Here is a 24,702-nt window from a genome sequence, read left to right as displayed (position 1 = left end):
GGCGACAGGAAAGCGACAACGCCGGGGGACCCGATACGAGTAGGCCTCGCTGCTAGCGCCTGGCTAGTGCTGGAAGAGTACTTCCGGATTGTTCGGCGAGGGGCCGTCCAGCAGCGGACTGTGGATCCCCTTCAGCGTCCGGTCGAAGAACGCCGTCACGTACTCGCGGGTGATCACCAGCCCGCGTTCCGGGGAGAGGCCCTGCGTCGGGAACCCGGCCTGCTTCTTAAGCAGGTCCAGGTCACTGAAGTCGAAGTGGTCGGCGTCGGTGACCGTCAGCCATTCCTTGTAGCCGCCGAGGGCGGCCCATGCCTGCTCCCACGTGGTGTTGTGGCCGCCGGCCGAGTGGTTTTCGGCCGTGCCCAGCATGAGGAACGGCCGGTTGATCCGGCCGGGCATCGGTGTCGGGTGGAAGGTGCCGTCCATGTTCACTCCGGCCCGTACTCGCGGGTCGGCGATCATCGCGGCGGCGGCGGACGCTCCGCCGAGGGAGTGTCCGGCCATGCCGATCTGGTGCTTGTCGATGAGGTGGGCCAGGCGCCACGCGGTATTGCCGTGCGTCAACTGGTCGATCACGAAGGACACGTCCGTCGCGCGGCTGGCGACGACGGAGTCGAGGTTGAGCGCCGGGTTGTCGCAGATCACGCACGACGACGTCTGGCCGTTCGCCAGCGTCTCGCCGCTGTCCTCGTTGGTGTGGCCGACGAGCGCGACGACGTAGCCGTGGCTGGCCAGGTCGGTCGCGAGCGCGGTGAGCGTCATGCGCGGGTTCTCGTGCGCGGCTGAGAGGATCACCAGCGGATACTTGCCCCTCTGCGGCCGCGCGCCGTCGAAGGCGTGGGTGGTGACGCCGGCAAGGGTCTGCGGGGTGACGCCGGAGCTCGCCGGCGTCTTCTGGCGCTGGAGGATTCCGGCTGCCTCGCCGAGGGTCATGTATGGGGCCGGCGTCCCGGTCCCGGGGACGGCCGGGTAGATCATCGTGACGGTCAGTTGGCGGGGGCCGGATGACGGCACCCACGGGTCAAGACGGTTCGCGTCGGTGAGGTGGATGACCTCCTTGCCGGCGGCGTAGGGGCCGGTCGGCGCGGGGAGCGTGCCTTGGAAGGACCGTGTGGGCGCGGTGGCCGTGGCCGGTGCGGTGTCGAACGCGTGCGTGGCCGACGGTGTGGCCGTGGCGGCGAACCCGGTGCCGGTTCCGGTGACGATGGCGGCGAGCGCCAGCGCCGCGACAGCGCTGATACGGCGATTGCGTTTCATGGGGGAGACGCTAGGTTCCGCAGCTCCGTATCGAATCAGCCCATGGATGCAAACACTCTGATGTCGTTCGTAGCCCCCGCGAGGTACCGGAGTAATCCGCCGGGAGTATGTCGTGCGGCGCGGGTTCCCTTCGCCGGCATCGTCGAGCGCCACCTTCGTCTTGGCCTACGACGAGCACGACGCCAAGCCCTACCGCTGGATCTACGACGGCAGCCCACTCAAAGCGGCATGAACCCCCGAAGGATCAACGCGGCGCTGCACTAGTCCTGTGAGACATGTTGCTCTGTTGCTCGCGGGACACGGGCGTGCCGGAACAAGGCTCGCGGTGGGCGGCCCGATCCTGGTCACCAGTACCAAGCTGGGTGCGGCCGCGTACGTGGACGACCGTGCCGCTCACCACGCCGGCAACTGGACCAGCACCCTCGCCACCGTCAGCCTCATCTGGATCCATCTGCGGACCATCTACCCGATCGAGTCGACCTTCGCCACCGTCCGCCATCGCACGAAGGTCAGCAAAGGCGCCGGCTCCCGTGCCGCCGGGCGGGCGATGGTGTTCAAGCTTGTCGAGTCCGTCCAGGCCCGCTGGCGGGCCGTCAACGGCGCCCACCTCGTCCCGTTCGCCCGCGCCGGAGCACGCTCCGAACGTGGCCGGCTCGTGGAGCGCCCCGGGGGGCCTCGCGGCCTGATTGTCTCAGCACCTCGAGGGCCGCTGCGGGGCGCACACGGCAGCGCGCTACTGCTCGAAACCGGCGCGCAGGGCCTCGATGAACCAGGCGAACACCGGCGCGAGGCTTGTCGGGGCGGGCCATCCGTTGATGACGGCCAGGAGGTGCCAGTAGCGTTCCGCGCGCGAGTCGTTGGCGACCTCCAGGCGTGTCGACAGCCAGCGGCGCAGGTCAGTGTCGTCGGCGCGGCCGAAGACCTGGGCGTAGCGGGCGGTGAGGGCGTCGATGATGGGTGCTGCCGCGGCGGAGGTGGGGGCGATGCCGGCCGTGAGGGCGTGCCCGACCTGTTCGCGGACCGTCTCGGTGAGGTCGTGGTGCAGTCCGGTGGTGTCGCCCTGGGCGCGTTCGGCTGCCTGGTGCTGTGCCATCCGGCGCACTGCGGTGCGGAAGTCCGGGTCCTGGGTGAGTTCGGCGAGTTCCACCCATGCTTCGACCTGATCCGGTTCGGGGTCGTCCGGCAGGTCGGGCATGGCCGAGCGCATCATGTCCACGAAGTCGGGGTTGGCGTCCAGGCCGCCGAAGATGTCGTCGATGAAGTCGTTGACGAGGCGTCGGCGCTCGTCGTCGGAGAGTTTCGCGAGCTTGTGCATGAGGTCCGTCTCCTCAGGGGTGGAGCCCCGCTTGGCTACCGCTCGCAGTACCGCGCGGCGCAGCCGTAGCGTGCGGATCTGCACGTCCAGAGCGTCGGCATGCGCTGCTGCGACCTCAGGAACCGAGATCTCCCGGTCCAGCACCTGCCGGATGCCGGCAAGGTCGACTCCCAGGTCACGCAGTGTTCGCACGAGGTCCAGGCGCGCAAGCGCATGGAGGTCATAGAGTCGGTAGCCGGCCGGGCTGCGGTCAGTCGACGGCACGATCCCGGTGTCGGAGTAGAACCGGATGGTCTTCACCGTCAGCCCGGTCCGCCGGGCCAACGCTCCGATCGTGTACAGCGCGTCGTCGTCCATGCCCCCACCTTCGCGTCTCCCCCTACTGGAGACTCAAGCCCATCCCCCAGGAGACCCCGCCGGCGTGGGACGGGCCATCCCCGCCTCATCCACAGGTCTTGACAGTTGCTCTGCTGCACGACCGGCTGGACCTGTGGCATTCACTGCCCGGCAAGGAGTGGAACCACTGGTGGAGCCTCTCCCAGGTACGGCCCCGCCCATGAACGGCTAGCGGTGATGGGTGGGGAGTGACTCGTCCTCGGCAGGCCTGGATCCGATCGCCGGCACAGCGAAGGGCTGCCTCCTCGGCGTCGTGCCAAGGAAGCAGGCCCTTCGGTGTTTTCGGGGCCGGAGTCATGCCCCTCTACGGCGTGGGTCTTCCGGGACGCATGCCGCGGGCTGCCACCGGGTCAAGAGCCCTGGCCGGTCGGATCCCTGTGCTCCACGGCCCGGGCGACGTGAGCGCACAAGCCGCAGTGCCACGGGCCTCACCGTGAGCTCGCGTGTAAACGCCGTTTACACCCGGGCGGAAGAGAAGCCCGAAGACACACGGCCGCAGGATGTGCCTAAACCCGCATGGCGCCACTATGGTGACGCCATGATGACTCAAAACTCTGGAGGCGGGCGGGAAAAGGTTGCGTCGAAGCTTCCCGTAGCCCTCCGTCAGGAACTCAAGACCCGGTCGGCGCAGCTCGGGATCGACATGCAGGACGCTGTCGCCCAGGCTGTCGAGCAGTGGCGTGTCCGGCCGGCCACGGACAACCCGACCGTTGACACCTCCGGGGCCGAAAGCTGGAACACCTGGCTCCCCCCCGGCCTGTACGACGAGTTCAAGGAGGACTGCGCCGGTCGTGGGATCTCCTTCGTCCAGGGCCTCGCCCAGGCGATCCGCGTGTGGATCGACTCACACAACGTCTCCCTGGCCGAGCTGGCGATCCCCAAGTACACCCGGCGGATCGTCGTCTGCAACCAGAAGGGCGGAGTCGGCAAGACCACCATCGCCGCCGGGACAGGCCAGGCCATAGCGCTCGGCCTGCCCGCCAGCACAGGCGCTTCGAAGCTGCCTGCCCTGCCCGGGCTGCGCACCCTGCTCGTCGACTACGACCCGCAGGGCCACCTGACGTCTCAGCTCGGCGTCAAGCAGACCCCGCCGGGTGAAGAGAGCCTGGTGACCCACATGGTCGACCGGGACCGCGTCGTCGGCTCACTCCTCGACCAGGTCGTGGCCATCGAGCCGGACCACTTCGAAGGCCGCCTCAGCCTGCTGCCCTCAAGCTTCGATGCGTTCCTGCTCGACTCCCGCCTGGGATCCGTCCGCGGCCCCCGCGAGACCAGCCTCCAGCGCGCCCTCGCCCCGCTCGAAGAGCACTTCGACGTCATCGTGATCGACGCCCCGCCGAACCTCGGCCTGGCGATGGACGCCGGTCTCTACTACGGGCACCGCCGCAAGAACGAGGCACCCGGCACCTCCGGCGTCCTCGTCCCTGTGGAGGCTGAGGACTCCTCCGCCGACGCCTACGCCATGCTCGACAGCCAGATCCGCACCGTCAGCCTCGACTACGAGGTCGACATCGACCGGCTCGGACTCGTCGTCAACAAGTTCGACAAGCGCAAGGGCTACGTCGCCACCCACTCCCTCGACAACTGGCAGTCCCTGGGCACACCGCCCGTCGTCTCCGTCGTCCCCGACCTCAAGGAACAGCGCGAGGCCGTCCACGTCAAGCAGCCGCTGCTCATGTACGCACCCACATCCATCCAGGCACAGCGCATGCGCGAGATCCGACGGAGGCTCTCGTGAGCATCGCCAAGAAGCTGCAGGGCGGCGGCGGGTCGTTCGGGGCGCTGGCTCAAGGCGCCGCACGCGGGGACGAGGTGCGAGCGCGCAGCGAGGCGCTGGACGCGACGGGCCGGGTGCGGCGTGCGTCGTCGGCACCGGTGTCGTCGATCGTTTTCAACCCGCTCAACCCCCGGAAGACCTTCGACAGGGAGTCGATCGGCGAGCTCGCCGAGAGCCTGGCCCGTCGGCAGATCGTCCCCGTCACCGTGGTGAGCCGAGGCGCGTTCCTCGACGCGCACCCGGACCAGTCGGATGCGATCGGCGAGGCGGACTTCGTCGCTCTCGATGGAAACCGGCGTCTGCGGGCCGCGCAGCAGGCGGGGCTCAAGACCCTTCGTGTGGACCTCAACGACGACTTGGTCTCGCGTGCCTCGGACATGGTCGAGGCGGCTCTGATCGCCAACGCGCACCGCGAGGACGTGTCGCCGTTCGAAGAGGCCCAGGCGATCGAGCAGCTGCTGGACACGGTCTACGAGGGCAACCAGGCCGCCGTCGCGCGGGCGCTGGGCAAGTCCCGTGCCTGGGTCGGACAGCGGCTGGCCCTGCTCCACCTCTCTCCGGAGCTTCAGGAGCAGACAGGAACCGGAGAGCTGGCCGTCGAGGACGCGCGCAGGATCGGGGCTGAAGCCCGGTCAGGGAGGATCACCCCGGCCGAGCAACTCGAGCGGGCCGAGGCCGCGAAGCAGGCGGCCGCCGAGAAGCAGGCCGCGAAGGCGGCGCGGACGGCCAAGCGCGCGGACCGTCCGGCGGGGGAGCAGGCGAGCGATCGCCCCTCGGCACCTGCCGCCGGGAACCACCGCGCCGGTGACGGTGTAAACGGCGTTTACAGGACGACTGCGCCCCAGCTCCAGGACGGCAGCTCATCGGAACAGCCTCCGGGTGTAAACGGCGTTTACACCTCGGGCCTACCGGACCAGCGCGACGCCGGCATCGATGCGAGCGACCGCATCACGTATTCCGCGGAGGAGTTCCCCGCAGACATGGTCCGGCAGGCTCAGCAGGCCGGCGGGACGACGGTTCCGCCAACTGCGACCGGGGTGCCCGACTGGCGCGACCTCGAGGGAGTGGCGACGTGGCTCTGCCGCTTCCTCCAACCCGACGAGCTGAGGGTTGTCGCCACCAAGGTGCTGGACCGGCTTGATGAGTACGCACCGGAACGGACGGCCGGCGGCTGATCAGCACGGGTTATGACCGACGGCCTGGGCACCGTGAAGGTGCCCAGGCCGTTCTGTCCTCGCCGGACCGGGACGGTGTAAACGGCGTTTACACGCCGGGCGTGGCGCAGTCGTCGGCGGGTGGCTCGCAGGGAGGCTCTGTGATGTAAACGGCGTTTACGCTTCCGTCCGGCGGGCCAGCACGATGTCCGTGCAAGTCGGGTGTCCTACCGCAAATGGGGACAGTCGCGTCATATGCGGATCGTTGACATGTGCAAGCCTGAAAAGTGAGGCACAGAAAGGCCACTTGGTCGGCTTCTCAGGGCATGGCTGGTGTGTAGGGCTTCTGGGCTGACGGATAGGCAGCCACGGACCCCTTCCAGGGATTTTGATCATGAAATCTCGTGTCTGCGCCTGCATGGCCCGATCCCCTCACGCCGGAACTGGCAGGACAGGGCCCGCGAGGGCGGGAAGCTGGCCGGGCAGCAGACCGCGTTGTCGGACGTCCTGCACGCTGCCTGAATTCGGGCCGGGGAGCACCGCGCGGGTGGCCCGTAGGCAGCCCGCTGCTCCCAGCGGCCGTGGCCCTCGTCCTCGTGCCCCGGGGGGCGGCGTCGTTGAACCCGGGTGGGTGTCCCGATCAGGGTGCGCGGCGAGGCCCTGCCTCGTACACCCGCCCGTGGCGCCGCTCTGGTGCCCGGCAAGCCGGGACGGCCCGCCGGATTCGGCGGGCCGTCCCGGGGATCGGGTCAGTACCAGTTGGTGCAGGCGATGTTGTAGCCCCATTGGGGGTTCGCGTACGGGCTGCCCGCCCATTCGGCGGCTGAGCAGGCGCGGTACCACACGCCTCCGTCGTCGTACTTCGTCGGCAGGGTGTACCAGCCGCCAGGGCCCACGTACCGCCGGTCAAGGAAGCTGTTCCAGGTCCGGCCGCCGTCGAAGGACTGGTCGTAGTAGAACGCGACGTTGCTGCTCCCGGCATACAGCCAGCCGGTGACGTAGTGGTGGCCGTCGCTGCCGACGTACTGGTTGATCTCGACCGTGTTCGTGTTTCCGTCGGGGTTGTAGGTGGCGCTGTTCCACACACCGCTGGTGAGGGCGGAGCCCACTGTGGGCTTCGGTGGTGTGGTGGGCTCCGCCGACGCGGTCCCGGCCAGGGGTGCGAGGAGCAGCCCGAGAGCTGCGGCAAGTACGGGAAGTCTCTTGATCACGGTGCGGCTCCCTGATCTCGTCTCCGCCTGGTTGGCGCAGACAGGCGGTCCACCGTCGCAGTCCTGCGGGGTCTCAAGACGGCCATCGAGTACGGACGGACTGATTCCCTCCCGCTCTTTGGCCAGCAACGGTCCCTTGACGCGGTCAACGCTTTCCGGTGCCGCTCGTTTCGATTGCGGCTTTCGCGCGGGAACACCGACGAGGCCTCCCTGCTCCTCGCCCCCGCCGCAGGACCCCTCGCCGCCTGGGCTTAGTGCATCTGGAACCCGTTGGCCGCAGCAATGATGATCACGATCAGCGCGATGAAGATCAGGCAGCCACATCCGCTGTTGCCGAGCTGAAGTCCGGTGAGGAATGCTCTGGTGTGGTTGCCGTTGCCGAACGGTCCTTTCAAGTCAGACACGATTGTCTCCTCTGGCTGGCTTGGATTTGAGTGTCAGTGAGCACACAGCACCGGTCAAGGCGCCCGTCGCCCATGAGTCTTTAAATCCAGGCGAGGTTCCCGTGCCCCGTTGTCGGCTCAATGAGCCGTCCAACGACCGGTTGTAGAGGGGGAGTTGCGAAACGGGCGCTTGTTGTTGCCGGACGCTGTCGGTGGCGGCTGGGTGCTGGGCGGCGTCGGGTGTGTGCCGCCCGCCGGGGCGGGAGGCACGGGGCCCAGGGGGCCGTGTGGTCATTTGCGTCGGGTGCAGGTGACGGTGAGGCCGCTGCCCTTTCCGCCGTCGGAGTAGGTGGGGAAGTGGAGGGTCAGCTGTGCGTTCTTGTAGGTGGCCTGGGCCGTGCGCCCGATGTCGCTGGACCAGCCTTCGTTCAGCCTGTACTGGCCGGTGAATCCGTCCTCGACGCTCTGCGTCATGTCCGGTACGACGAAGGGAACGTCGTCGTCGTACGACTGAACCCGCAGGCGGGTACCGTCGAGGTCCCACTGGCCGGCGAGTCCATCCCATTGGGTGGTGGACCACCGGCCGTCGGCGGCGATGGTGAGCACCCCCTGGTGTCCGGCGCTCGACTGGTAGTCCCACTCGCCCACGGCGAAGGCCTTGAGGGCCTGCTTCTTCGGGCCGCCTGCCTCGGTCTTGTTGCCGGTGCACGCGGCGATCAGGCTCGCCATTGTGCCGAGGGCGAGGTATCGCAGTGCGGTGCGGCGTCCTACCAGCCGCGTGATGTCAGGTCCCTTCATGGCTTCCGCTCCTTGGGTTTTGATGCAGCGTAGGTTCGTTCTGGGGGCTGGGAATAGGGCGTTCGCGCTGGGTTCGAGCGCTGCGGGCGCGGGAGTGGGCCGGGGGTGTCGCGCGCGTCCTGGACGGTCTCGGCCCGCGTTCGCCCCTTTCGGTCCGGTCGCGGATGACGCCGCAGCCTCAGCCCCACCAGTGGAGGAGCGCGCCGACGGTGATGACGGCGATGGCGCTCATGCAGCCGTAGCCGCCGCAGCCGCGGCCCATCGGCAGCGCCCGTCCCTGGATCGCGGCGCGGTGGTGGCCGAGGGCCAGGCGGTAGAACAGCCACAGGATCGGAGCCGACACGGCGACGATCTCGAACAGGCTCGGACCACTGCGCACGGGAGTGTCTCCTCACAGAGGGTGGGGTGGGGCTGGTTGCGCAGCTTCCGGTAGGCGGCCCGGGCCTGCGCCCCGGTGCGCCCCCGGCCGGCCGGGGGCGCGGCTGGCCAGGGCTCGTCTTCAGGCAACGCCGGGACCTGTCGCCCAGGGGTGTTGTTCTGGGCGACAGGCGCGGTGTGCCGGGGCGGTCGGCCGGTCAGCCGTGAGAGAGGGCGACCACCGAGAAGTAGGAGTTGGCGACCCGGCGGCATGCCTCGCGCTCGGCGGCGGTGTGCCTTCGCGGGAAGCCCGGGTCGTCACAGATGTTGTTGAGGTCCTGGAGGAAGATCTGGTCGACTCGTTCCTTCGGGGACGGGCCAGTCAGGCTGAAACGGAAGCCGTTGTCCCCGAACAGGTCCTTGTAGTTGTGGTAGCCGAAGTCGTGGCGGATGCAGGCGAGACTGAAGTCGTAGTCGGCGATCTTGTCCGGTGCGGGGGAGTTGCAGACGTTGGTGTCCCAGTTGAACTCGTAGCGGTCGGGCTGGTGGCTGCGGTGCGCACCGAGTTCCCGGTACCAGGCGTCGGTCGCGGCTTGCCCGGGCTGGGTCAGTTGGTCGAGGTGGGCGATGCGCTCCTCGCGGCTGGCCGGGGTGACCGGAGCCCCGCGGGCGGTCCAGACGTCGTTCTTGCCGGTGTACTCGTTGAGGGCGGAGCCGTCGGGGGTGATGCCGTAGAGGTGGTCGCCGGATGTGGCGAATGCGGCTCCGGGGTTGCCGATGCGGTTCCACTTGTCCGGGTGCCCGTTGTATTTGAGGATGTCACCCGCACGGTCGGTGGCGTAGAGGGTGTTGGCGGCGTAGAGGTGTTCAGTGCGCTCGGTGCGGACGGGCTTCCACTTGTCGCCGGGGCCGGCGTACTCCATCACCGAGGTGTGGTCGGTCGCGAGACGGTAGAGGTTGTTGTCGGTGACGGCGAACTCGGCGCCGGGGCCGCCCAGTCGGGTCCACGCCGTGGCACGGCCGTCGTAGCGGTAGATGTCGCCGGAGCCGTGCTGGGTGGCGTAAAGGGCGCTGTCGGTGGGGTGGCCGAGCCACGGGTCCACCTTCGTGGCCAGTGTCTTGCCGGTGTAGGTGTAGAGCCGGTCGGCCGGTCCGCCGACCTTCGTCCAGGTGTCGCCCTTGCCGGTGTACTCGTAGACGGCGGAGTGGTCGGGGCTGATGCCGTACAGGTGCTTGTTCGTGGCGGCGAAGTCGGCGCCGGGTCCGCCGATGCGCGGCCACGAGCCGGTGTCGAAGTCGTAGCGGTGGATGTCGCCGGTGTCGGGGTCGGTGGCGTAGACGGAGTCCTCGCCCGCGTAGATGCGGTTGGCCTTTCCGCCGATCTTGATCCAGCGGTCCTGGTTGTCGGCCCACCGGTAGATGGCGGTGCGGTCCTTCGTCAGGGCGTAGGCGCTGTCCTTGGTCGCGACGAGGTCGCCCAGCACGATGGCCGCGTTCGTGGAGGTGTGGAAGGCGCGTTTGCCGGTGGCGGCGTTGGCGGAGACGGCGAGGGCGAGGACGCCCGCGATCACGAGGCACAGCAGCCGGACGATCCGGGCCCGCGTCCATGGTGCGGGCGGCGGTTCCGGGGACCGGTCGACGGCCGGGCGGCCGTGTCGTGTGCGGGCGGGGATGGGAAGCTTCACGGGTTCCTCCTGGGATGGTTGGGTGTTCGGTTGGTGGAGCAGGGCGGGCGTGAGGGCCGGCCACGGGGCGGGCGCAGCGGCCGGCCGGGCTGTCTGAGGGGACGGCCGTTGGTGCGCGGGCTCGCTGGCGTGGCGGGTCAGGTGGCGACGGGGCCGCCGACCTTGGTCCAGGTGCCGGGGGTGCCGGTGTACTGGTAGATGGCGGTGTGGTCGGGGCTGACGCCGTAGAGCTGCTTGTCGGTGGCGGTGAAGGTGGCGCCGGGGCCGCCGATGCGGGTCCAGGAGCGGCGCTCGCGGTCGTACTGGTGGATGTCGCCGGGGGTTTCGGCGGTGACCGGGTCGGTGGCGTAGAGGGTGCTGCGGCTGGTGTAGATCCGGTCGGTGGTGCCGCGGACCCGGTCCCACACGCCCGGGATGCCGGTGTATTCGTAGAGGCCGGTGTGGTCGGGGCTGACGCCGTACAGGTGGTCGGCGGTGGCGGCGAACTGGGCTCCGGGGCCGCCGATGTCGGTCCAGCGGCCGCTGGCGGCGTCGTACTGGTGGATGTCGCCGCCGACGGGGGTGGCGGCGGTGTCGACCGCGTAGAGGGTGCCGGCGCTGGTGAGGATCCGGTCCGTGCCCGTGAGACGGACCCGGTTCCACACCCCGGGGGTGCCGGTGTACTCGTAGATCCCGGAGTGGTCGGGGCTGACGCCGTAGAGGCGGTCAGCGGTGGCGGCGAACTGGGCACCGGGGCCGCCGATGCGGATCCACGGCCCGTCGACGCCGACGGCGTGGAGGTCGCCACCGGTGTTCTTGCGGGTGGGCTCGTACTGCCAGATGTCGCCGGTTTGGGCGTCGGTGGCGTAGAGGGTGCTGCGGCTGGTGTAGATGCGGCTGGTCGCGCCGCGGACCTTCGTCCACGTATCGCCCTTGCCGGTGTACTCCTCGACGGCCTTGTGGTCCGGGGTGATCCGGTACAGGCGGCTGCCGGTCGCGGCGACGCTGGTACCGGAGTCCCCGGGCGCGGGCGCGGGTGCCGGCGCAGGCACGGGTGTCGGCGTCGACGGTGCCGGGCTCTGAGCGGGTGCCGGCGTTGACGGTTTGGAGGGTGCCCCCGGCGCCGGGGCGGCGGCGGGTGCCGGCGAGGAGGCGGCCTCGTGGGCCGGTGCGGGCCCGGGGGTGGGTGCCGGAGGCTGTGCCGCGGGTGCCGGCGCGGGCGGGGTTTCGGTGAGCTTGCGGTACCGCAGCGGGATGTATCCGGACGTGTCGTGGTCGGCGATCTTCACGGCGTACCGGTTGGCGGTGGAGGCGCTGGTGGTCGTGTGGGGCCTCCTCTCGGCGTAGTAGCGGAAGTCGCCCTTGGCCTGGTCGGTCCAGCCGGCGAACAGAATGATGTGCCCGCCCTTGTCGAACGGGGTGTCCAGCGCGTCTCCGGGTTGCAGTTGGTCCCAGGTGATCCGGTCGGCGACGTGGACCAGGCCGCCGGTGTCCAGGCTTTCCGTGAGCTGCCAGGCCATCGAGACGAAGCCGGAGCAGTCCTTGCGGTAGTAGCCGCCGGTCTCGTCGTCGGCCCACGCGGAGCCCTGGTCGTAGGGGACGCCCTGGCGGACCCAGGCCTGGGCGCGGGCGAGGATCTGCTCGCGGGTGACCTGGCCGCCCGGGGCCGCGCCGTTGCCGAGGGTCCCGGTGCGGGCAGGGGTCTGCGGGGCCGTCTTGCTGTCAGCGTGGGCGGGCAGGACGGCGGCCCCGACGACGAGGGCGAGGCCGGCGAGCGCGGCCAGACGTTTCGGGTGAGGGCGCGGGATGCGGCGCATGGCGGTTCCTTCGGGTGGTGGGCGGGGCCGCTTCCCGGGTTTGGCGGAAGCGGTGGATCACCACACTGGAACCTGATGTGATTGTCCGTCAGAGGCGAACGGAATGCGTTGGCTGTCGCCGCAGGTCAGCGGTGCCAGGGTCAGGCGAACGTCGCGAACTCCGGCGAACGTCCGCGAACGCGACGGTCATCATCGAGGGGGGAACCGGTGGGCAGAGCAGGGCGGGCACAGGGGCCGCTGAAGGGGCGCACCGAGCAGGCCAACGCGCTCGCGTGGTGTGTGCGGAAGCTGACCGACGGCCGCACGGGTGACGAGCTGCATGCGCAGTACGGAGGGGTGAAGAGCGTGTGGAGCGAGTACCGCTCCGGCATCAAGATCATTCCGTGGGAACGGCTCAGCAAGCTGATCGAGGACCGCTTCCCTCACGCCCCCACACGGATGGCCAAGCTCCAGGAGGCCCGCCGGCTGTACGTGGCCGCGCTGCAGGCCCAGACCGAACTCGCGCCGTCGTCCCCCGTGTCCCCGCGCCCGTCCCGCGGCGGCGAACGACCCGTGCCCGCCGGCGAACGACCCGCGAACAATCCGCTGACCAGCGAGGATTCAGCCGCACCGACCAGCGAACAATCATCCGGCGACGCGTCGGCCGTGCACGACAGCCGGTCTGAGGACACCGCCGGCGGGGCCGCGGGGGCGGGCACAGAAGCGGGCTCGGGCCGGCCTGAACCTGACGCCGGGGCCGCCGCTGAGCCCGGCCACGGGCCAGGTGCAGGATCCTCGGCCAAGCCCGCCGCCGCCTCTGCTGCCGGATCCGCGACCAGGGTCCTTTCTCCCGCCCGGCCTGAGGCCGAATCCCGTCCCCGTGCCGCTCCGGCCGCCTCCACCTCCGTCCCGGTGGCGCCGGCTTCAAGAACGGCCCCTGCAGTGCCGTCCCCCGGGCCGGTCGGCGGAGCGGACGGCTCCCGGCCACGTACCGCCGGCGGTTGGAGGCGCTGGCGGACCCCGGCGCAGTGGGCCGCTCTGCTGGCGTTGCTCGCGGCGGTGGTGGTCGCGAACCGGTACCAGCAGCCCCGGCACGGCGAGGACACCGCCGCGCCCGCGGTCACTGCCTCGCCGGACGGCCTCTCCCTGCCGTCCGACCCCAACCTGCCGTCCCCGTCCGGGGTCCCGACCATCGCGGGAACGACGCCGCCCGGAGAGGGCCCCGGCCTGCCGTCGGCCCCGGGTCCGGCGCCTACCAATGGTGCCGCGGCTCCCGCGCCTGTCCCCGGCCGCACCGCGTCCGCGAGCGCGAGCGTGCCTGCGGCACCCGGCGCCGCACCGACGGCGGCCGCCGCCGGCCCCACCGTCGCCGCCACCGGCAGCCACCTGTACCGGATCGCCCCGGACCGTACGGCCGTCGAGGAGTACACCGGCAAGGACGGCGCGTGGACGAAGGTCGGCGGCCCCGCCGGCCGGATTTACACCAGCGCGACGACGCTGTACGCGACGGACCCGGCCTCCGGTGACATCGAGCAGTACGACCGTGCGCGCGGGACGTGGACGCGGATCGGGGGCCCGGGCAGTGGTTTCGCTGCCACCGGTGACCATCTGTACGGGGTGAGTGTCGATCATCACGGGGTCTTCGAGTACACCGGTGCCGACGACACCTGGGAACAGGTCCGCGGCGCGACCGACCGCATCTTCACCAGCGGCAGCACGCTGTACGCGACTGACATGACCACCGGCGACATCGAACGCTACGACCGCAGCCGCCGGACGTGGACGCGGATCGGCGCCCCCGGCAGTGGCTTCGCCGCCACCGGTGACCACCTCTACGGGGTGAGCGTCAACCACTTCGGGGTCTTCGAGTACACCGGTACCAACAGCGACTGGAACCAGATCCGCGGCGCGACCGACCGCATCTTCACCAGCCGCACCACCCTCTACGCGACCGACGCGGCGACCGGCGACATGGAGCAGTACGACCCCGCGCGCGGGACCTGGACCCGCATCGGCGCTCCCGGAGCCGCCTTCGTCACCACCGACGACCACCTTTACGGCGTCAGCCCCGACCACTCCGGCGTCTACGAGTACACCGGCGCCAACGGCGCCTGGTCCAAGATCGGAGGCCCGGTCGCGCCCTGATCCCGGCCCTGGCATCGCCTGAACGCCGGGCGAGACCGACAGCCGATCGACCCACGGTGCCGACTCGAACCCGAGCGCGGAGCAGCCGGCTGACGGGTCCTCGCAGCAGTCACCGACAGGAGAGCGGAGATCCACCGTGGCCACGCACGCCATGCCCTGCCCGCCGGCCACAACTGCGGCCGCACTCGGGCGGCGGCGCTGGCGGGTGCGAGGCCCACAGTGACCGCCGCCGTCGAGACCCCGCCCTTCGGCGGCGTTCCGTTTGGGTGTCGCAGCCGTACGCGCCGCAGTCCGCCAGCAGGGCCCCCGGCCTGCTGCGCACCTGCTCCACGAGCTGCTCCACGCTTGGCGCCGAGGACTTCGGATTCACCTTCGTCCCCTGGGCTCGGCCGGCAGACCGGGGGGAGAGGTCTGCCGGCCGAGCCCGTGCACCGCCCGCCCGGGCTTCTTGTTGCCTCGATTCGCGGGGGCAAACATCGGCGTTCCCTGCAGGCCGCCCGGGGGCGGGACTGCTGCGTCGGCTGCCGAGTGCGCGCCGCCTCCTACGAGGCGGTGCGTCGGGGTCGTGTGGTGTGTTCGAGGGTGTGCTGGAGTTGGCCGCGGGTCATGGTGGAGCGGTGGGGGATGTCGAGGTCGGTGGCGCGCTGGTAGAGCTCGGCCTTGGTGAGCTGGGACAGCTGCCGCTTGCCGGTCGCGCTGGTGCGCTTGCCCGTGGCACCGGTGCGCTTCGACGTGGACTCGGCCCCGGCCGTCTTGGTGCTGCCGGCGTTGGCGGCCTCGGGGGCGGGGCCGGTGGAGACGGCGATCTGGCGGCGGCGAGCTTGTCCTCGTGCCGGTGCGCTCGTTGACGCGCTTGTTGCGGACCCGGTCGGATGTGCCGCGCTGCAGCTGGTGGAGCGCACGTCGTGGGACTGCGTGGCCGTGTACAGGGCGACCGGCACGGTGACCTGGTTGTGGACGCGGTTCTCGGGTGACCGTTGACCACCGGCGGGCATCCGCTGAGGCTGACGTGTCGGTTGTGCGGGCCGCTACTTCAACTCGAACAGCAGCGAGCGGACTTCGGTGCTCCCCGTGTTGTGCGTGGAGTGGTCCACTGCGGGGCTCCACATCGTCTCGCCAGCCGCGAGCGAGACCTCGACGGTTTCGCCGGACTCGTCGGTGAAGGTCACCTTCCCATCTGCGAGGTTGTAGACGAGGTTGTCACGATGGTGGTGCATGGCTGACGTGGCACCAGGCTGGAGTCGGGCCTCGAGAAGCCGTACCCGATCGTTCTCGAAGAGGATCTTGTATACATCAGGTGCTACCTGCACAGCGTCAGCTGCCATGGGGATCTCCTGGTTGAGGAGTGGAGCGTCGTTGACCTGATGGCGACGGTAGTTCCGGGCACACGGCCGTGCACGGGGGGACAGCCAGACCGGTGACCCGGAGGGCCGTCAGGCCGGACGTCATGCGGTCGCGGGTCAGCCGGCCCGGCCGTCGTCCTTCAGGTTCCGCAGCCGCTTGGCCGCCTCCCGTGTGGCCTCGTGCGCCCGGGACGCCTGGGCGTGGGCGGAGTCGACGGCGTTCTCGGCGGTCCGTACCCGGCTGTCGGCCCGGGCGACGGTGTCCCGGGCCCGGTCGCCGCGTTCCTGCGCGTGGAGAAGTTCGACGTCGGCCTGGTCGGCCTCATCCTGAGCGCCCTGCCGGGCCGACCTGACGGCGTGCAGCTCCTGTTCGGCCGCGGCGGCCCGTTCGGCGGCATCCCGCTCGGCTGCCTCAGCCGCGGCCACGGTCACCTTGGCCTCCTCCCGTTCGCGGGCGGTGCCAGGGGAGAGCGAGGGGCCTCTGCCCGGCCCGCGATCCGTCTCGGGCTCTCCGCGGTGCGCGGACTGGGCCCGGAGCACGCAGACGCGATCGCCGCCGCCCGCCCCTACTGCGACCTGGAGGACTTCGCCCGGCGCACCGCCCTCCCCGCGCCCGTGCTGGAGGCCCTCGCCGCAGCCGGTGCCTTCGCGAGCCTAGGGGTGACCCGCCGCCAGGCCCTGTGGTCCGCAGGACTGCTCGCCCGGACCACCGGCGCCATGCTGCCCGGCCCCGCCCCGGCGCTCACCGCCCCGGCGGACCTGCCGGAGATGACCGCCGTCGAGGAGACCATCGCCGACCTGTGGGCCACCGGCGCCTCGGCCACCGCCCACCCCGTCCAGCACGCCCGCCCGCACCTCGACCGCTGCGGCGCCATGACCGCCGCCCACTTCAAGCACAGCGCCATCCCCGGAACGACGGTGGCCGTCGGAGGCCTCGTCACCCACCGCCAGCGCCCGCCCACCGCAGGCGGGGTCCTGTTCATCTCCCTTGAGGACGAGACCGGTCTCGTCAACATCATCTGCCAGCCCCATGTGTGGGAGCGCCAGCGCCGCGTCGCCCTCGGCAACGCCGGCCTGCTCGTCCACGGCACCGCCGAACGCAAGGACGGCGCGATCAACCTCGTCGCCACCCGCCTCACCTCGCTCACCCTCGCCCCCGGCGCCCGCAGCCGCGACTTCCGATGACCGGACACACCCACACCATCCCGACGGCCCGCGTTTGCGCAGGTCACCCGCCCCGGGCGGATGACCGCCCGCACCGCGGCGGGATACAGTCCCCCGCAACGACCGAAAGGCACCTGACGATGGACGACACCACCCCTGCGCGGGCCCGCCGCGGCCGGCCCAAGGGCGTCCGCATCGGCGAGGACGGCCTCACCGAGCGCCAGCGGCAGGTGATCGACGCGATCCGCACCCACCTCCGCAGCAACGGGTACCCGCCGTCCATCCGCGAGATCGGCCAGGCCGTGGGCCTGTCCAGTTCCAGCTCGGTCGCCCACCAGCTCACCCGGCTCCAGCAGCTGGGCCTGGTCGCCAAGGACCCGCACCGCCCCCGCGCCTACTGCCTCCTCGACGACGGCCCGGCCACCACCGTGCGCCCGGCACCGCGCGACGCAATCGTTCCGCTGCTCGGCCGCATCGCCGCCGGCGGCCCGATTCTCGCCGAGGAACACATCGAGGACGAGCTCACCCTGCCCCGCCGGCTCGTCGGCGGCGGGCAACTGTTCGCCCTGGAAGTACGCGGCGACTCGATGACCGGCGCCGCCATCACCGACGGGGACACCGTCGTCGTCCGCCGCCAGCCCGTCGCCGAGAACGGCGACATCGTGGCCGCGATGATCGACGGCGAGGCCACCGTCAAACGCCTCAAGCGCGAGGCCGGCCGGACCTGGCTCTTGCCGCACAACCCTGCCTACGAGCCCATCAACGGCGACAACGCCACCATCCTCGGCAAGGTCGTCGCCGTCCTGCGCCGACTCTGAACAAACGGACGACACCACGCGATGACCGGCGGCCACCAGGCCACGCCCTCGCGAGCGTCCCACGAAGTCGTCATCCGAGGGGCTGAGCACCAGGGGAGATCGGCCCGCAGGCGCCTCACCGCGGCCGGCGACGGCACCACGCGAAGTTCGGCTGCCGAACGCCGCACGAGGCCCGTACGCGGCACCCCGGCCGGCGGCTGCGGTGTCGGCCGACCGGCCGCATCCAGCCTCGTCGCGGGCTTGGGCAGTTGCACCCTGGAGACATAAGCCCTCGACGAACGTCACCTTGACCCAGAAGGATCTTGCCAGGATGCCCGAGCGACCTTCAAATCCAGCGAGACCAGTGAAGGTTGCGGCGGCCTGGGACGGTCGAAAACACGTGTCTACATTGGGCACCCTGATGCGAGACTGCGCGCCATGACCACACCTGAGCTCAGCGAATCGGACTATCTCCGAGAGATCGAGCGCCTCGCCTACCGAGTCACTGTCGAAGCGTCCAACGAGGACTGGCTCTCGTTCGAGCGCGATCCGGACGACGCGACATCGCTCCAGCGGAGCGTGAACGCGCTCGCCCGGGTGCTACGCAGTTACCACTTCGACGGCGACGGCTGTGTGGATGAGGACCGTCCCCTGGTCAGGCTCGTCGGTGCCGCGGTCCTGAAGCCCGGGGTCATGCCGGCCGGGGTGGATGAGGACTACGAGGACGCGTGCGCGCGGATCGGTGTCGACCCGCGACCAGAGGGCTGGGCGCTGTGGAATACCTGGGATGACGGGGACTGCCAGGTCACCATGGTGGTGTCTGCTGTCGAGACGACCGAGGGGTTGTTCGAGAACTGGTCGCGCGGAAGGGCTCTCGACCCGGTGACCCCACTGCCGTCTCAGATTGCGCTCGTCCGTCGGGGCTGGATCGGGCCGATGACGTTTTCGCCGCGGGGTGTCAGCCGCACCGGTCGTGGCGGCCAGCCATTGTCCTGACCGTGCATCGTTACAGGTCGTAGCCACCACGAACAGGGACGCACTGAATTCCGCTCCCTTCGAATCGGGTGCGCCCGCCAATACACCGGCGGGCCGCGGACGTCGTGATCGTCGGCTGGCTACCCGAAGGCCCCGGCGAAGCATCGGTACGCGTTGTCCTCGTCGGAGTCCCAACCGAATCCGGCGGCCGCTGCTGTTCGCCGGCTCCGTCGTCACCGGCTTCGCTACACCGGAACGCCGCGCCTTGGCGGCCGTCCTGCGCCGCATCGCCACCCCGATGTCCCCGTTCACCGCCGGCACCGGACTGGGGCTGCCGCGCGGCACCGTGGTCCGGTTCGTCCGCCCCGACCTGCACGCCGAGGGTCGAGTTCCTCGAACTCACCGACGCTGGCCGCCTCCGCCGGCCCGTGTGGCGCGGCCTGCGCCGAACCGCCCTGGCAGGGGGCCGATGTGAGCGGTCGCGATAGCTGTCACCTGGCCACGACGTCTGTGACCCTGCCCCTGCCGAATCCCGCTCCAAGAGGAATCGGGCTCTGGTCGCAGTGCCGTGAGGGACGCTGCGGAGGTCGCTACCCAGCAGCCACGACCTGGCCGGCCGTGACGTGGGGAGAATTTGGGAGCAGTGACGCGAGGCTGTCCCGCACGAAGTCCGCCGCTCTCCGGATCGATTCCTCGGCCCCGGCTTGGTCTTCGAAGACGCTGGTGGAGACCATCACCCCGTCCCCGGCATCAACCCAGTAGTAGGCCATGAATCCGGGAACCTGGCGAAGGAGTGGCACGAATCCCTCGGCCACTCGGCGCCCTGCCTCCGCAGGATCGGTCACTCCTTCGTACCGCCGTACTACTGCGTACACGCTGGTCTCCTCATGGGTCCCGAGTCATCTCGTGCGAGACGACATACCCCTCACCGGGCGTCTCCCGCTCACGAGATTTCCGGATGGCGCCCGGATAGCCGCATGGGCAGCCACAGCCGACTCCGGGCCCGGGACGAACGAGGCAGATGACAACCACCCCGACCAGCTGGTAGCCAAGGCGGGCCGAAGGCGCAGGCCGCAGGAAGCGCCTGGTAACAACTACCTCGATCAACACACGCGCCGCCCGGGGCTGTCCCCATGGCCAAGGCCCGGCCGATTCATACCCCGGGGGCCCACCGACCGGTCGCCCGGGCATCGCCGGCGCCAGGGGTGCCCATCGGCCGCCGACCACCGCCAGGTGACCAGCCGACCTCTGCGTCCCCAGGACTACGCCCGGCTGCGGGCGGCGACCCGGTCCTGACCCGACAGGGAGGCCCGGTACCCATCCGCCCACACGGCGTGCGCGGCCTGACGTTCGGCCTCCTCCAGCCGGCCGGACTCGACCAGCTGCTCCTCGCTCAGCCCTGCCAGGCACCCTCCATGTCACCGCCCCAGGACCCGAGCGGAGGGCAGATAGGCGTACCGTTCGGCCTGCACGGCCACCAGCGCACGCTGCGCCGCGATCAGATGGGCTCGGGTACTCGAAGGTGTGACCCAATCGGATCCCGGCTACGCCTCGCCGCCGAGCGGGACCTGAATCGCCGGGGCTGTCCGCTGCCGTCCACGGGCCGACCGGGGCCGAGGAAGAAGGCGAGCGCCTCCGGGGCGCTGTCGAGCCTGGCCTGCTGCTCTCCCCGGCCGTGTCGCGGTCGCGGTCGACCCACCTGCGGACCCTGGTCGGGCGCCGGCTGTGGTGCCGCGCCGCACGCGCTCCGTGCAGTTGGGGCGTCCCGGCGGTCCCGGGTGTGTCCGCTCGGGCGGGAATGCCCGTTCAGGCACCGTATGCCGGGGAGGTGGACGAGCCGGGTTGCGGGAGGTTTTGAGGTTCGTCCGGTTGGCACTTGCGCTGGCCGAATTGAGCGGGACGTCTCAGCTTCAGGCCGTTTCCGGTGGCGTTCGACCGAACGTGCGCCACCGTCGATGCGCGCCGCGGCTGGTGCGGCATCCGGGAAGTGCCGCAGCTGATCAAGCCGCGAATGTACTGAGACCCGTGGTCACGCGGGCCCGAGGTCCGACGGCTGTGGCAGCTGCCGGACCTCGCCCGTGCCCAGCTTGACCGTGAACCGCTCCCGCATCGGGCCGTCGCCCCGGCGGGACAGGAGGGTGAGTTCGGTGACCGGTGCCGAGGTGGTGCCCAGGCGGGCGGCCAGTACGGGTGCGAGCCGGCGCGGGTCCTGGGTCCGTCCCAAGGACAGGTGGGGTGTGAAGTCGTCCGCCCGACCCCGGCAGCGGGGGAAGCGCTCCACCAGCGAGCTGTGGAGCGCCTGCCACGGGCCGGGGCCGCCGGCCGCCGGGTCGAGCCAGACCGTGGCGTCGTGGCGGTGGGGGAAGTGGCGCACTCCGTGCAGACGCGCGGTGAACGGGGCGTGCTCGGCCGCAGCGGCGCCCAGCAGCGGGAGCGCGGGCCCGAAGTCCGACTCCGAGACGAAGCCGAACAGCACGTTGACGTGCGGCGGCCAGCGGCGGATCTGCGGATCATGCTCCTCCCGGATCCGCTGGACGGCCTGCCACAGTTCCGTCGGCGGCAACCAGGCAAGCGCCGTCCGGGGCGTCGGGCCGACGTCCAGGACGCCCGGAACGTCGATCGGGTGTCCGTCCACCCCTCCATGGTGACCGCTGCGCGCCACTGCCCTCCCAGCACGCAGAGATGAGGGACGAAGCCGTCATCGCCCGGGTGCTCAACGACCTGCCTGATCAGGCATTTCGATAGTGGAAGGCGCCTTACGACTCACCGGCATCAGCCCGGGTAACTCGCGACGACCCAATGCGCGATGCCATCAGTAGTTCTGCGCGCGGCCCGATTCCATCGGCGTGGGGGGACATCGGGGATGCATGGTTGCGTGATCTTGTTGCGGGTCAGTCGTTGGCATGAGGGCGGCGCTCAGGATCGCGCGGCCCGGCTGTCGTTCCGTATTCGGGACCTCTTTCCCGCGCTCCCCATGGGGCCGGGCGGAAGGATGATGTTGTGAACAAGCAGGAGCTCATCGACCTGGTGGCTGAGGATGCCGATGTCGCCAAGGAGACCGTCAACAAGGTGCTCGGCAGCATGCTGCAAACGATCAAGAACAGCGTCGCGGCGGGTGACGCCGTGCAGTTGCTTGGGTTCGGATCCTTCTCGCCGGGCGAGCGCGCGGCTCGTACCGGGCGCAATCCGCAGACGGGTGAGCCGATGGAGATCGGGGCCTCCCGCACGGTGAAGTTCACGATGGGCAAGGAGCTCAAGGACGCCGTCAACGCTCGCTAGCCCAGCCTCCCGGTTTCCGTGCCCCGCGAGCACGGAAACCGGGGGTCCTCTGCCTCCTCCCCGTCGAGGTCCGACAGTCGGGCGATGTGGGCGACGCCGGCGATCCGCCGGGTCGACGGCATGCTGCGGCAGGCGCGGCCCGCGCGCGTCGCACAGCCAGCAGGCCCGGTCGCAGACGGTGCAGGGTCCGCGTTCCGTAGCGGGCACAGCGCATGGCCTCGTGCTCGCCGGGCCCCAGGGCGGAGACGCGGAGCTCGGTGGGGCCGGGCCTGTGACGGTGGCAGGCCCTCAGGGGCCCAGTAGAGCCCCGTGCATACCGCAGGGCACCCGAGTCCGGTGTTGTGACGGAGCGCGGTAGTTTGCGAGTGCAGCGCGCCCGCCCGCCCACACCCGCCACACCGCCCGCCCGGCTGAGCCCGGTGCCGGAGCCGACGCTCTCCAGGCAGGTCTGGTCGACGCCGACACCGCGCCGACGCACAACTGACCGCCGACGGCCCGCGAGGCCGCAGTCCAGCGATGCGGGTGTTCGCGCTCAACGGGGCAGGCGAAGAGGTTCCGGTGCCAGGGCGGCCCACGCCGACCTCAAGGCCAGGGCGGACGGGGAGAGGTACCGCTGGATCTGATGACCACCGCCCGGACCTACGACGACCTGATGCGCCGGACGACCACGCAGTCCCCAGCGTCGAATCCCACCCGGAGGAGATCGAGCTGCCCAACCTGCGCGACCCCACCGGGCCGCCCCCGCGCTGGTTTCCCGTGTTTGGGCAGCAGCCACGACTCCCGGCAGGGCAAGGACACCAGCCACCTGGTGAAGGAGCGCGGCAAGGGCCCCTTGGGGCCCGGTTCCGGCGGCAGCCGGAATGCCGTGATCGGCGTCGTACAGTCCAGCTACGACGGTCGCCAGCCTGACAACTGTGCCCGACCGGGGAAGCGGGAGCGGCACGGGCTTCAAGCCCGCCGGAGGCTTCGTGGCAGAAGCAGTGCCCACGCACTGGCCTCGCGGCCTGTGGGATCGGGCGGAGCCCGATGGGCGAGCGTGCGACGCCGAGTGGTTCTTGGGTATGTAAAGAGGCGCAGCGGTTTGACCTGGGGAAACGCGGAACGAATGTGGGGTTGCAACCCCCGTTACCAGCAAGTAACTGGGGGTTGCAACCCCACACTCAGGATCTGGCGCACCGAATGCGGGTTTTAGACCCACAAAAGTTATCTCCTGGGATAACCTTTGGTCGTGATCAGTCCTTCGACGGGCGGCCGTGTGGTGCGCCTTCCCTCGTCCCGGCCGGGCAGGCAGCCCGCCAAACCCCCGGCGCCTGAGACCGCGGGCGGGCAGAACGTCGTCGCGATCCGACTGGAGCCGGGCGAGTCCGTCTCGGTGAACCCGGCCCCAGCACCGGAGCCAGCGGTCGGGCGGCGTGAGGACTTCGACTTCCTTGGGCACACCTTCTACATGGCTTCCAAAGAGCTCTCGGCGAAGCTGCCGTTCATCGGCCTGACCGCGACCGAGTACGACGTGTGGCACACCATGCTCGGCGCGCAGCTCAAGGGCGGCATCGTCCTGACCACGGTCATCAAGCTCGGCGAGCGCCTGGGTATCGGCCGCAAGGAAGCTGGAAAGGCCCTGGCAGTGTTCCTCGACATGGGCTTCATGTGGCTGGAGAAGCGCGGCCGCTACCGCATCAACCCGCGCATCGCCTTCTGGGGCAGCAGCGCCGAGCAGCAGCGCGCCCTGGCGCTGATGCCCGACAGCATCCCCGAGATCCGTCTGCCCGAGGGCGAGGTCCGCCCGCCGCGCCGCACCCGCCGACCTAAGCTGGAGTCGCTGTGATGACCGCCGAACGCCACGACCAGGACCAGGAGACCGCGACCTTCCTGACTGCCGAGGACTCGGTTTTCATGGCGCAAGACCTTTCGCGCGCACTGCCCCTGTACCGGCTGACGACCTTGCAGTACGACGTGTGGCACACGGTGCTCAGCGAGATGACGGACGGCGGCTGGGTCCCCTTCACGCTGGAGGAGATCGCCGACCGGCTCGGAACCAAGAAGAGCAACATCTCGCCGGCCCTCGGCCGCCTGGCCGAGCTCGGCCTGATCTGGCGCGTCTCCAACGGCCTGCACCGCATCAACCCGAGGATCGCCTTCAAGGGCAGCCATGAGGACTGGGTCGCCGCGCTCTCCGAGGTGCCGGCCGACGTCCCCGAGGTGATCCTCCCGGCCTACCACCGTCGGCCACCGCGCGGCGGCCGCGGAGGCCTGGCCGCCACCGGCTGAGCGAACGACGCTTGCTGACCACGAAGTGCGGGTTGGAAGCCCACAGAAGTTATCGCCAGGCATAACCTGCCGGGCGGCTGCCGGCGAAGTCGGCTTGCATGTTCGCGTCCGAAAGAAGGCAGTTCACAGCCCTGTTCCCAGACGCGGGACAGGGCTGGCATTCCCGCCACGACGGTCCTACCACGTTCCTCCAGCGGGCTGCCGAGCAGGTCGGCCGCGCTTCCAAGCGGCTCGCGCCTCCCACGGCCGGAGCCCTGGGCACCCCTGCCCCGGGACTTCGGCCGCGCTGCGCCGGGACGACCGGAGCCGAGACGCGCACCGTGGGCGATTCCCCGCACCGCCGGCTGAGCGACTTTCCGGGTGCCGGTGGCGCCGTGCGTCGTCGGAGCTGCCGGGATCCGACTGCAGCCCGGTGTCAGGCGTGGGTGTCGGCGAGCTCGATGCGGCGCAGGACTGAGGCGTCACTCCGCTTGAACGGGAGCGGGTATGCGGGATCGTGCTCCCTCATGTCGCACGCGCAGGGCGTGACCGCGATCAGTCCCGCTGCGGCTAATCAACGGGGTGGGTTTTGTGACGGAGCGCCATAGCTTGCGAGTGGTGCACGGCAGATCGAGGGCTGTACG

At 70.3% G+C, this 24,702-nt stretch carries 21 protein-coding genes and 1 pseudogene; 10 read left to right on the top strand and 12 right to left on the bottom strand.

What is annotated here, in order from left to right; genetic code table 11:
- Positions 1-63: 63 nt before the first annotated feature.
- Positions 64-1,257, bottom strand: coding sequence for an alpha/beta hydrolase (locus tag ACIBEC_RS38725; protein WP_360505541.1), 1,194 nt, complete (start codon positions 1,255-1,257; stop codon positions 64-66).
- A gap of 442 nt (positions 1,258-1,699) precedes the next feature.
- Between ACIBEC_RS38725 and ACIBEC_RS38720 the strand changes: the two are divergent.
- Positions 1,700-1,924 (top strand): annotated as a pseudogene (locus tag ACIBEC_RS38720) (IS256 family transposase); the annotation flags it as partial.
- Between the two features lie 66 nt (positions 1,925-1,990).
- Here ACIBEC_RS38720 and ACIBEC_RS38715 read toward each other — a convergent pair.
- Positions 1,991-2,929 (bottom strand): MerR family transcriptional regulator, encoded by a 939-nt coding sequence (locus ACIBEC_RS38715; protein WP_360505539.1) that lies wholly within the window; start codon positions 2,927-2,929, stop codon positions 1,991-1,993.
- Positions 2,930-3,509: 580 nt separating this feature from the next.
- On the opposite strand from ACIBEC_RS38715, the gene ACIBEC_RS38710 reads away from it, so the two are divergent.
- Positions 3,510-4,706 (top strand): ParA family protein, encoded by a 1,197-nt coding sequence (locus tag ACIBEC_RS38710; protein ID WP_360505595.1) that lies wholly within the window; start codon positions 3,510-3,512, stop codon positions 4,704-4,706.
- A complete protein-coding gene (locus tag ACIBEC_RS38705; protein WP_360505537.1) occupies positions 4,703-5,920 on the top strand; it encodes a ParB/RepB/Spo0J family partition protein in 1,218 nt (405 codons plus the stop codon). Before ACIBEC_RS38710 ends, ACIBEC_RS38705 begins: the two co-directional genes overlap by 4 nt.
- A 728-nt stretch (positions 5,921-6,648) precedes the next feature.
- On the opposite strand, the gene ACIBEC_RS38700 is transcribed toward ACIBEC_RS38705, so the two are convergent.
- The 6 genes from ACIBEC_RS38700 to ACIBEC_RS38675 form a co-directional block, all read right to left on the bottom strand.
- The gene (locus ACIBEC_RS38700; protein ID WP_360505535.1) at positions 6,649-7,110 is read right to left on the bottom strand and encodes a hypothetical protein; all 462 of its coding nucleotides are present in this window, start codon (positions 7,108-7,110) and stop codon (positions 6,649-6,651) included.
- A gap of 251 nt (positions 7,111-7,361) precedes the next feature.
- Positions 7,362-7,514 carry a hypothetical protein gene (locus ACIBEC_RS38695; RefSeq protein ID WP_157881831.1) on the bottom strand — a complete coding sequence of 51 codons (153 nt, stop codon included), beginning with the start codon at positions 7,512-7,514 and terminating at the stop codon, positions 7,362-7,364.
- A 270-nt stretch (positions 7,515-7,784) separates the two neighbouring features.
- Positions 7,785-8,291: a hypothetical protein gene (locus tag ACIBEC_RS38690; protein WP_360505533.1), complete on the bottom strand. Its 507-nt coding sequence runs from the start codon at positions 8,289-8,291 to the stop codon at positions 7,785-7,787.
- A 178-nt stretch (positions 8,292-8,469) separates the two neighbouring features.
- Complete coding sequence (locus ACIBEC_RS38685) at positions 8,470-8,670, bottom strand: hypothetical protein (RefSeq protein ID WP_360505531.1); 201 nt, start codon at positions 8,668-8,670, stop codon at positions 8,470-8,472.
- Between the two features lie 196 nt (positions 8,671-8,866).
- Positions 8,867-10,333, bottom strand: a complete 1,467-nt coding sequence (locus ACIBEC_RS38680) for a phospholipase A2 (RefSeq protein WP_360505530.1) — start codon at positions 10,331-10,333, stop codon at positions 8,867-8,869.
- Positions 10,334-10,470: 137 nt separating this feature from the next.
- Positions 10,471-12,129 carry a hypothetical protein gene (locus ACIBEC_RS38675; protein ID WP_360505528.1) on the bottom strand — a complete coding sequence of 553 codons (1,659 nt, stop codon included), beginning with the start codon at positions 12,127-12,129 and terminating at the stop codon, positions 10,471-10,473.
- Between the two features lie 207 nt (positions 12,130-12,336).
- Between ACIBEC_RS38675 and ACIBEC_RS38670 the strand changes: the two genes are divergently transcribed.
- On the top strand, positions 12,337-14,253 hold the full coding sequence (locus ACIBEC_RS38670; RefSeq protein WP_396290033.1) for a hypothetical protein: 1,917 nt from the start codon (positions 12,337-12,339) through the stop codon (positions 14,251-14,253).
- 542 nt (positions 14,254-14,795) lie between these two features.
- Here ACIBEC_RS38670 and ACIBEC_RS38665 read toward each other — a convergent pair.
- The 3 genes from ACIBEC_RS38665 to ACIBEC_RS38655 all read right to left on the bottom strand — a co-directional run bounded on the left by ACIBEC_RS38665 (position 14,796) and on the right by ACIBEC_RS38655 (position 16,028).
- Positions 14,796-15,248: a hypothetical protein gene (locus ACIBEC_RS38665; RefSeq protein ID WP_360505524.1), complete on the bottom strand. Its 453-nt coding sequence runs from the start codon at positions 15,246-15,248 to the stop codon at positions 14,796-14,798.
- Between the two features lie 33 nt (positions 15,249-15,281).
- A complete protein-coding gene (locus tag ACIBEC_RS38660; RefSeq protein WP_360505522.1) occupies positions 15,282-15,578 on the bottom strand; it encodes a cupin domain-containing protein in 297 nt (98 codons plus the stop codon).
- Positions 15,579-15,713: 135 nt separating this feature from the next.
- Complete coding sequence (locus ACIBEC_RS38655; RefSeq protein ID WP_360505607.1) at positions 15,714-16,028, bottom strand: hypothetical protein; 315 nt, start codon at positions 16,026-16,028, stop codon at positions 15,714-15,716.
- Between ACIBEC_RS38655 and ACIBEC_RS38650 the strand changes: the two genes are divergently transcribed.
- The 3 genes from ACIBEC_RS38650 to ACIBEC_RS38640 all read left to right on the top strand — a co-directional run bounded on the left by ACIBEC_RS38650 (position 15,954) and on the right by ACIBEC_RS38640 (position 18,553).
- Complete coding sequence (locus tag ACIBEC_RS38650; RefSeq protein WP_360505592.1) at positions 15,954-16,781, top strand: OB-fold nucleic acid binding domain-containing protein; 828 nt, start codon at positions 15,954-15,956, stop codon at positions 16,779-16,781. The genes ACIBEC_RS38655 and ACIBEC_RS38650 overlap by 75 nt on opposite strands.
- Before the next feature lie 119 nt (positions 16,782-16,900).
- Complete coding sequence (gene lexA, locus ACIBEC_RS38645; RefSeq protein ID WP_360505521.1) at positions 16,901-17,578, top strand: transcriptional repressor LexA; 678 nt, start codon at positions 16,901-16,903, stop codon at positions 17,576-17,578.
- 417 nt (positions 17,579-17,995) lie between these two features.
- Positions 17,996-18,553 (top strand): hypothetical protein, encoded by a 558-nt coding sequence (locus ACIBEC_RS38640; RefSeq protein ID WP_360505519.1) that lies wholly within the window; start codon positions 17,996-17,998, stop codon positions 18,551-18,553.
- A gap of 2,008 nt (positions 18,554-20,561) precedes the next feature.
- On the opposite strand, the gene ACIBEC_RS38635 is transcribed toward ACIBEC_RS38640, so the two are convergent.
- Complete coding sequence (locus tag ACIBEC_RS38635; protein ID WP_360505517.1) at positions 20,562-21,167, bottom strand: 2'-5' RNA ligase family protein; 606 nt, start codon at positions 21,165-21,167, stop codon at positions 20,562-20,564.
- A gap of 365 nt (positions 21,168-21,532) precedes the next feature.
- Here ACIBEC_RS38635 and ACIBEC_RS38630 point away from each other — a divergent pair, with 365 nt between their 5' ends.
- The 3 genes from ACIBEC_RS38630 (at position 21,533) to ACIBEC_RS38620 (ending at position 24,079) form a co-directional block, all read left to right on the top strand.
- Entirely contained in the window at positions 21,533-21,811 is a 279-nt protein-coding gene (locus ACIBEC_RS38630) for an HU family DNA-binding protein (RefSeq protein ID WP_360505515.1), read from the top strand.
- A 1,447-nt stretch (positions 21,812-23,258) separates the two neighbouring features.
- Positions 23,259-23,636, top strand: coding sequence for a hypothetical protein (locus tag ACIBEC_RS38625; protein ID WP_360505513.1), 378 nt, complete (start codon positions 23,259-23,261; stop codon positions 23,634-23,636).
- On the top strand, positions 23,636-24,079 hold the full coding sequence (locus tag ACIBEC_RS38620) for a helix-turn-helix domain-containing protein (RefSeq protein ID WP_360505511.1): 444 nt from the start codon (positions 23,636-23,638) through the stop codon (positions 24,077-24,079). Before ACIBEC_RS38625 ends, ACIBEC_RS38620 begins: the two co-directional genes overlap by 1 nt.
- Positions 24,080-24,702 lie beyond the last annotated feature (623 nt).

This window comes from Kitasatospora sp. NPDC051164 (assembly GCF_044455625.1).
Taxonomy (GTDB): domain Bacteria; phylum Actinomycetota; class Actinomycetes; order Streptomycetales; family Streptomycetaceae; genus Kitasatospora.
The sequence above is the reverse complement of the archived record's forward strand: the minus strand, read 5'-3'. Positions and strand labels throughout refer to the sequence as shown.